Annotated in this window: 8 protein-coding genes; 3 read left to right on the forward strand and 5 right to left on the reverse strand. The window is 37.3% G+C overall.

Going from position 1 to position 6,809, the window contains the following annotated elements:
* Positions 1 to 436: 436 nt before the first annotated feature.
* From AKG98_RS05325 to AKG98_RS05335, 4 genes are all read right to left on the reverse strand, one after another.
* Positions 437 to 1,063: an HAD-IA family hydrolase gene (locus AKG98_RS05325; RefSeq protein WP_067042496.1), complete on the reverse strand. Its 627-nt coding sequence runs from the start codon at positions 1,061 to 1,063 to the stop codon at positions 437 to 439.
* 93 nt (positions 1,064 to 1,156) lie between these two features.
* Positions 1,157 to 1,522 (reverse strand): GFA family protein, encoded by a 366-nt coding sequence (locus AKG98_RS05330; RefSeq protein WP_067042499.1) that lies wholly within the window; start codon positions 1,520 to 1,522, stop codon positions 1,157 to 1,159.
* 182 nt (positions 1,523 to 1,704) lie between these two features.
* Complete coding sequence (locus AKG98_RS22440) at positions 1,705 to 1,851, reverse strand: hypothetical protein (RefSeq protein ID WP_198155431.1); 147 nt, start codon at positions 1,849 to 1,851, stop codon at positions 1,705 to 1,707.
* Between the two features lie 846 nt (positions 1,852 to 2,697).
* Positions 2,698 to 3,792, reverse strand: coding sequence for a YdcF family protein (locus AKG98_RS05335; RefSeq protein ID WP_067042502.1), 1,095 nt, complete (start codon positions 3,790 to 3,792; stop codon positions 2,698 to 2,700).
* 316 nt (positions 3,793 to 4,108) lie between these two features.
* Here AKG98_RS05335 and AKG98_RS22915 point away from each other — a divergent pair, with 316 nt between their 5' ends.
* Both AKG98_RS22915 and AKG98_RS05345 read left to right on the forward strand, forming a co-directional pair.
* Complete coding sequence (locus AKG98_RS22915; protein ID WP_067042505.1) at positions 4,109 to 5,275, forward strand: methyl-accepting chemotaxis protein; 1,167 nt, start codon at positions 4,109 to 4,111, stop codon at positions 5,273 to 5,275.
* 60 nt (positions 5,276 to 5,335) lie between these two features.
* Positions 5,336 to 5,770, forward strand: coding sequence for an Rrf2 family transcriptional regulator (locus AKG98_RS05345; RefSeq protein ID WP_067042508.1), 435 nt, complete (start codon positions 5,336 to 5,338; stop codon positions 5,768 to 5,770).
* Positions 5,771 to 5,877: 107 nt separating this feature from the next.
* On the opposite strand, the gene soxR is transcribed toward AKG98_RS05345, so the two are convergent.
* Positions 5,878 to 6,318 (reverse strand): redox-sensitive transcriptional activator SoxR, encoded by a 441-nt coding sequence (gene soxR, locus AKG98_RS05350; RefSeq protein ID WP_067042510.1) that lies wholly within the window; start codon positions 6,316 to 6,318, stop codon positions 5,878 to 5,880.
* 111 nt (positions 6,319 to 6,429) lie between these two features.
* On the opposite strand from soxR, the gene AKG98_RS22650 reads away from it, so the two are divergent.
* Positions 6,430 to 6,809, forward strand: a 380-nt coding sequence (locus tag AKG98_RS22650; RefSeq protein WP_228140209.1) for an MFS transporter, incomplete at its 3' end; no start/stop codon positions are given.

Raw genomic sequence — 6,809 nt, forward strand, 5'->3', positions numbered from 1 at the left:
CTACTTTTTACAATTGTAATGGCTCATTGGAGGCTTTCTTGATCTAGAGATCAAATCGTCGATATACGGCCTATTGAACATGAAGGTGATAATGTGCAGTGTCATACACCATTCAGGCGAAAGTCCTCTCTAACGCTTATTCTACCCCTTTAGAATCAATTTCAACCCGTAATTCTGGATGGATCATTTTACACTGTCTTAGTGAATATCCCTTTTGCGTCGATTCTAATGGAAATACTTATTTCTAATACTTTTGTAATATGCGATACAAGTCACCATAAAAGGGAGAGCGCCTTGCATAATATCTAGTCTAATCAAGGCTGGATCACAATTTAACTCGTAATAGGGTTACCGAGTGCTGTTGCAATATGGGAATGAAATGTCGATGGCACATAACGCCTACCAGCAATGATCGGCGTCGGATTGCATGGCCTTGTTAAGTGATTGCACGCTGAAATTCCCGCATATGTCTGATGGTGTGCAAACATGAAATTGCACTATGTATATTGTTTGGATCATACAATATTGGACGCATACCTGCTGCCTTTGCTGCTGATATACCTACCGGACTATCTTCAACAACTGCACATTCATTGGGTTGGAAACCCATTTCTTTTGCTGCGTGTAAAAATATACCAGGATCAGGCTTCCAAGAGTCGACTACATACGAACTATAGATTTTTCCATTAAAGTGATCGGTCAGTCCAGTAATGGACAACGCTTTTTTAATTTTCTCAAGTGGACCACTAGATGCGACACATTTAGGCAGTAAGATTTCGTTCAATGCTTTGTCCACGCCTTCGCACGGTCTTAATTCTTTTTCAAAGAGTTCATCAACAAGTATTCGATAGGACGTTACGAAATTATCTTTTAAATTAATTTGGTGTTCTGATTCTATATCCTGAAGAATTTCAGCTAATTTACCACCACGATACTTTTTCATCATCTCTGTAGCAGAGGAATCTATACCGTAATTTTCTAGCATCATTTCAAGGCCAACATTACAAAGGTACTCACTGTCTACTAATGTTCCATCGCAGTCAAAAATTATACACTTAATCATATTGTCCACTTAACAGATTATATAAACGGTACCAAATATACTATTAATTACAAATAGATAATGGAGAATTGACATGAGTACATTGTAAATAGGTTACGGCTTTATTTCTACCCATGTATCAGCAGCACCATCAACACACCTAGTTCTAAGTGAACGAATAATATTTGGGTTAACTAAACGAAAATTAACAGCCATTCTATTTTGATTGCCAATTTTTGTTGGTGTGTAATGAGTTAAACAACCACAATTATTACAGTGATGGAATTCAAGCGTTTTGTAACCCCAGCAGTATGAAGATATAGCATCTTTTGCAGCGTTAATCGTAACTTCTGTAGGTGAAAAATACGCCCAGAGTGATGCATATTTACTACAAGCGGAACAATTACAACTTGTGACTGTTTCTGTTGTGGCTGGAACAGTGATTTTGATATTGCCACAATGACAGCTTACTTCAATCATTTAGTGAAACTCCTTGATTTTCAACACCCGAATAAGGCGACACCTATTCTTATTTTGTTATAACCTTTAAATAATGTTGATGAAACCGTAACGGCTTATTATCAACTTTAGAATAGCTATCTTGATAGGCTCATTTTCAGAATATTATATCTTTGAAGCATCAATAATAATCATTTATTACGTTATTTTTTCTTCGTTACAATAACGTAATTGATTAGAGTTAGCCCAACAACAAAACACCAAAACTGTAAATTCGGTAATACTGTAGAGACAGAACCCACAAGTAAACCAGAGCCAAGCCCAATTGCAATTTTTTGAGGCGTTGTCATTTTATAAGTCCTTTTTAAATTCAATGAATATTGAGATAACCACAATCTAAAACAAGATATTTAGTTTAACTTAATTATCAATTAACCTATTAATATTTAAGTATATTTGAAAACCATCTTACTGGGTTATAACATTTGTATAATAGGACGTCTCGATTACCCAAATCTGTTCACCCTAGTCAGTCGCGACTAATAAAATGAAAAATAAGATAAAATACCTATCTGATATTAAAGCAGACTCTGAGAAAGCGTGCTGTCCTGTTATTTATTTTTTAAGTCCTGTTAATTATTCACAAGGACAACTATACAACTGATTTTATTGATGTTTAATTTTATAGCAAGGAAAAATAAGACTATTTTATGACAAAGTGTGACAACACGTAGAAATATACAAATAACGCTGTATAAAATCATAGTATCTGATTAAGAATGGAGGCGTAAAATAGATAGAATAAGTAGCTTATTGGGTAATAACGACAAGTTAGGGAACATAGCCCAATTAAGTTGATAAAAAACCACAGTTCTTGGTTAGCCAAAGAGCCAATTTTGTAGGGGGAAGTAAAGGTATCTAACGAGCAGCTGATGATCATCGAGAAGCGGAGCTATATCTAGAGCTCCAGCGATCAGTAATGTATCAAGAGGGTCGTTGGTCAAGGTCGGGGACCAACTGCGCTCCGGAACTGCAATTGATAGTTTGCCACTGCAAAAACTTCTAGTGGTCCCAAGACATCAATACCCATTACCCATTACCCCATCGTATATATAGATGGCAATTTGACGTTGCATTGTTTGAGTTCGCTAGATTTCATGTAGCGAACCATTATCTTATTTAGAGTGATAGAGCAATTAACGCTGCTCTAAAGGGTATGAGCGATAGCTCCACATACCATATACGCGTAAAGCATCACGGTAAATACCTAATAATTCACCATCACTTGGTACTTTTAGCTCTTCTAATGGTCTGTCATTAGCAGCATAAGTATCAAAAGAGATACCTTTAGGGCCAGTCTGCCAGCTTGCTACTTCAAATAATGTTTGTCCGCGGCGAACATGACTTGCAGAGCTGATAATCGTTGCATGATCAATATTATGACGAGCCAAAGCGTAGCTGCTATACAGTGCATTTTCTACCGTACTTCTCGCGTAGTTATCTTCTATAATACGAGATGAATCAATGCCATGTTTCACTAACCAATCAGCCATTAATTTACCTTCGGTTTTGTGGTTTTTAGGCACGCCACCAGTAACCACAATATAGGACTCAGGGTTCGTTTTCGCCATAGTCAAGGTTGCGTTAAGTCGGTCAATTAAAATTGGGTTCATGCTACCATCTGGATTTAACGCGTAACCTAACGTAATGATCGCGTTATTGCCTTTGCCTGATTTTTTGATTTTATTGCTTAGTGGCGTTTCGACAATGCGGTCAATGGTAGATATGATTTTCTTCAAGTCCGCTACACGTCCTTTATTCAGTCGTTCTAATGCGTTTAGATGGCGAGAAACTTCACTTTTGTTGCCTTTAAAGTTCTGCCAAATAACTAAATAAGAGTGTGCATCTACGTCATCAGGAGCCACGCTTAAGATTTGGGTGAATAGTTCAATCGCTCGGTCTACATTCTTGTTATAAATCTGAGCATTGGCTGCAGAAAATAGCAAATCGATTCGGTAAGGTTCTAATTGATAAGCATCAAGCAAGTTATTGGTGATGATTTCCATATTACTTGGCATTTTTGCCGTAAAACCAGCATGAGATATACGAGCTGGATTTTTGAAGGCTTGATAAGCATCGTTAAGTAGTTGATCGACTACTTGACGTTGGGATGTCATTTCCGTGTAATTTGCTCGCGGCTGAACAACATCTGATGCCGCAACAGTTTGCGCTGAATACATAGAACTTGAAAGAATAAGTGCGAGAGTAAGTGTTGATAATTTGCTTTTCATGGTTGTACCGAATGTATAAACAGGTGTCTTATCCTACAATGATAAAAACCAGAATACTATGCATGGAATACAAATCACTATAGGAGAGATAGCACCTTTGCAGAATAGCTATTAATACCAACAAAGATAAAGCTTCGCTATAAGCCCAAAGAGCTTCTCCGATTAAGGAATCACCTTAATAGCCGCTATAACAGAAGTATTATGATTAATAATATTTGTATTTTTCAATTAACTCTATAACATGCATCAAAAATACTACTTATATGAGTGTACAGACTCAGCTAACTTGTAACCATACAATTTATAGGAAAAATTTATGCGCTCACTATTTTTACGAATGCGTTTTATTCACTGGCTGGGTGCTGTTGCACTGTTTATTAACGCACTATTTTTAACTGATAATCTAGCTGCACAGATCATTCAATATGTCGTGATAGTATTTTTAATCCTCCACGACATCGATGAAAAATACTGGGGAGTAGACTCATTAGAAAATGTCACTGTATACATGAAATCTTTTGAGAAAAAAGATCTTTCAATCCCCTGCGACTTAGATAGCCGCTACAACAGTGAGATTGGTAACGTGCTAGATGTAATCAATGCCTTCCGAATAAATGTGAGAGATGCTTTGGTCGATATTCAAGATCAAGCGAATACCTCGGATGATATTGCAGAGCTCCTTAAACTAAAAGCACAAAATATCTCTTCACGAATTCAAGAACAGGATAATCATGTTGATTATCTGACGGATAGAATCGACACTTTGGACAGTACTTCTGTTGCGCTACAAGAAAAAGCAGAAGAAACGCGTCTGCAAGTAGAACGAGCCCAAGCAGGACTAATTATATCCAATAATAATATGGGGGCGATGTCGAAAGGACTGAAATCATACATCAAAAGTAACGACGAGTTACACAGTAAATTCAACCTGCTTTCAGCGCAAACGAAGTCTATCGAGAGTGTGGTATCAGTGATACATAATCTAGCCGATCAAACCAATTTACTCGCATTAAATGCAGCTATTGAAGCAGCACGAGCAGGTGAACATGGCCGAGGCTTTGCAGTAGTAGCTGATGAAGTCAGAAACTTAGCTATATCGACTCAACAAAGTCTGGTTCAAATTAACCAAATCATCGCAAATATTTCTGCCGCCGTGGTCGATGCTGGTGAACAAATGAAAATACAGTCATTAGCCATCACCTCACTATCGGAACACACAGCTTCGAGCCAATCAGAATTGGAGGTCGCTTGTAGTAATATCGATGGGATTTTGTCATTGATCGGCGAAAATGAAACTAAAGATAATATTGATATTCAATATATTAATCGCTTAGTGAGAGATGTTGCAGGCGAAATTGAAAAACTTAAAAACCTCTCGAGTTCCAATGCTAATGACAGTAGCGAATTGGAACAACAAGGCCATCGACTCAGTGAAGCTACAGCACAAATTGTAGTACAACTTAGCAGTTTTAAAACTCGCTAATTCTAAATTTAATTTCACCAACGCTACGCAACCTAAAGTAAGCTTTAATGGAGAGACCACATGAGAATTACTAGTTTCACAGATTATAGCTTACGCACTTTGATGTATCTGGCAAATTTGCCAGCTGATCAGTTAAGCAGTATTAAAGAAGTCTCTACATTTTACAATATATCGCAAAACCATATGTCAAAGGTTATTGCTCAACTTGCCAAATGCGGTTATATCCATACAATCAAGGGTAAAGGAGGCGGAATTTCTTTAGCTATATCTCCTGACAAAATTAGGATCGGCAGGGTTATCCAACAACTTGAAAAGAAACTCGATGGTGTTGACTGTCTGAGTTCCAATTGCCCATTACAACCTGGTTGTAAATTAAAGATAGCCCTTATAAAAGCGGTGGAAAGTTATATCACCACATTGAATGAATATACTTTGGCTGATTTCGTTGAAAATAATGAAGACATATCTTATTTATTGCAACTCGATCCAACCTAAATTATTTTCAGGGTTACACCTTTCTACCACAGGTTAATTAACTGTATTTTAGATACTTTTTATCCTACAACGGTTATGTGTAATTTTCCTATAATTCGAATACGCTATTAGGTTAAATTGCTGCTTTCCCATAATACCGCGCCTTTGCCTGTCTGAGCTAAGATGTCTTGCGGATTTCTTAGTTTGCACTTATTGATAGATAGGCAACCACAACCTATGCATTCATCAAGGTCATCTCTCAACGTTTGTAAACGGTTAATACGTTCGTCCAACTGTAACTTCCACACATTTGCCATAGCTCTCCATTCTTCTTCTGTGGGGGCTTTTTCTTTGGATAAATGAGAAAGCATTAGTGTCACTTCCTGTAAAGATACCCCCAGCTTTTGAGCCATTTTAATCACAGAGATTCGCCTTAACACACTGCGGTCATAGCGGCGCTGATTTCCAGCATTACGCCGACTTTGAATAAGCCCTTTCGTCTCATAAAAGTGCAAGGTTGATACCTTAACACCAGCCCTTGTGGCGACTTGCCCAACACTCATTTCCATCTGATTTCCCTATCTAATTTTATATTTAAGTTTATGAAAATAGGACTTTACCTCAACATAGGTTGAGGTATTAGACTAGCACTAATATAAATAAAAAGCATGGAGCATAAAATGAAAAACAGAACTATTCCCTATCTATTCGCGCGATTTTTTGATGGTATTTCATCTGGAATGTTTATGATGGCGTTACCATGGATCATGCTTTCAGAAGAAGGTATGGGGTTGTTTGTGGCGATTACAGCATTAGTTTGTACCTCTTTATCATTTGTTTTCACACCTTTTTTTGCCACTTTGATAGATCGACATTCTAGAAAGAAAGTTTTGATCGTCATGCAGTTAATACAATCAAGTACCGCATTGATGGTGTTCGTTGCTTATTACAACGGTATTCAGTCTCACTGGCTTTTGGCTTTTTCTCAGTTAATATTTTGGTTAAGTAATGATTTAGCGTGGAGTTGTAATAATGCTTTCACACAAGAAAACTATCGCCC

The sequence above is a fragment of the Moritella sp. JT01 genome, from assembly GCF_001574435.1.
Taxonomy (GTDB): domain Bacteria; phylum Pseudomonadota; class Gammaproteobacteria; order Enterobacterales; family Moritellaceae; genus Moritella.

Coding starts and splice junctions, on each gene's coding strand:
- AKG98_RS05325 (WP_067042496.1), bottom strand. CDS start 1,063: ATGATTAAGTGTATAATTTTTGACTGCGATGGAACATTAGTAGACAGT.
- AKG98_RS05330 (WP_067042499.1), bottom strand. CDS start 1,522: ATGATTGAAGTAAGCTGTCATTGTGGCAATATCAAAATCACTGTTCCA.
- AKG98_RS22440 (WP_198155431.1), bottom strand. CDS start 1,851: ATGACAACGCCTCAAAAAATTGCAATTGGGCTTGGCTCTGGTTTACTT.
- AKG98_RS05335 (WP_067042502.1), bottom strand. CDS start 3,792: ATGAAAAGCAAATTATCAACACTTACTCTCGCACTTATTCTTTCAAGT.
- AKG98_RS22915 (WP_067042505.1), top strand. CDS start 4,109: ATGCGCTCACTATTTTTACGAATGCGTTTTATTCACTGGCTGGGTGCT.
- AKG98_RS05345 (WP_067042508.1), top strand. CDS start 5,336: ATGAGAATTACTAGTTTCACAGATTATAGCTTACGCACTTTGATGTAT.
- soxR (WP_067042510.1), bottom strand. CDS start 6,318: ATGGAAATGAGTGTTGGGCAAGTCGCCACAAGGGCTGGTGTTAAGGTA.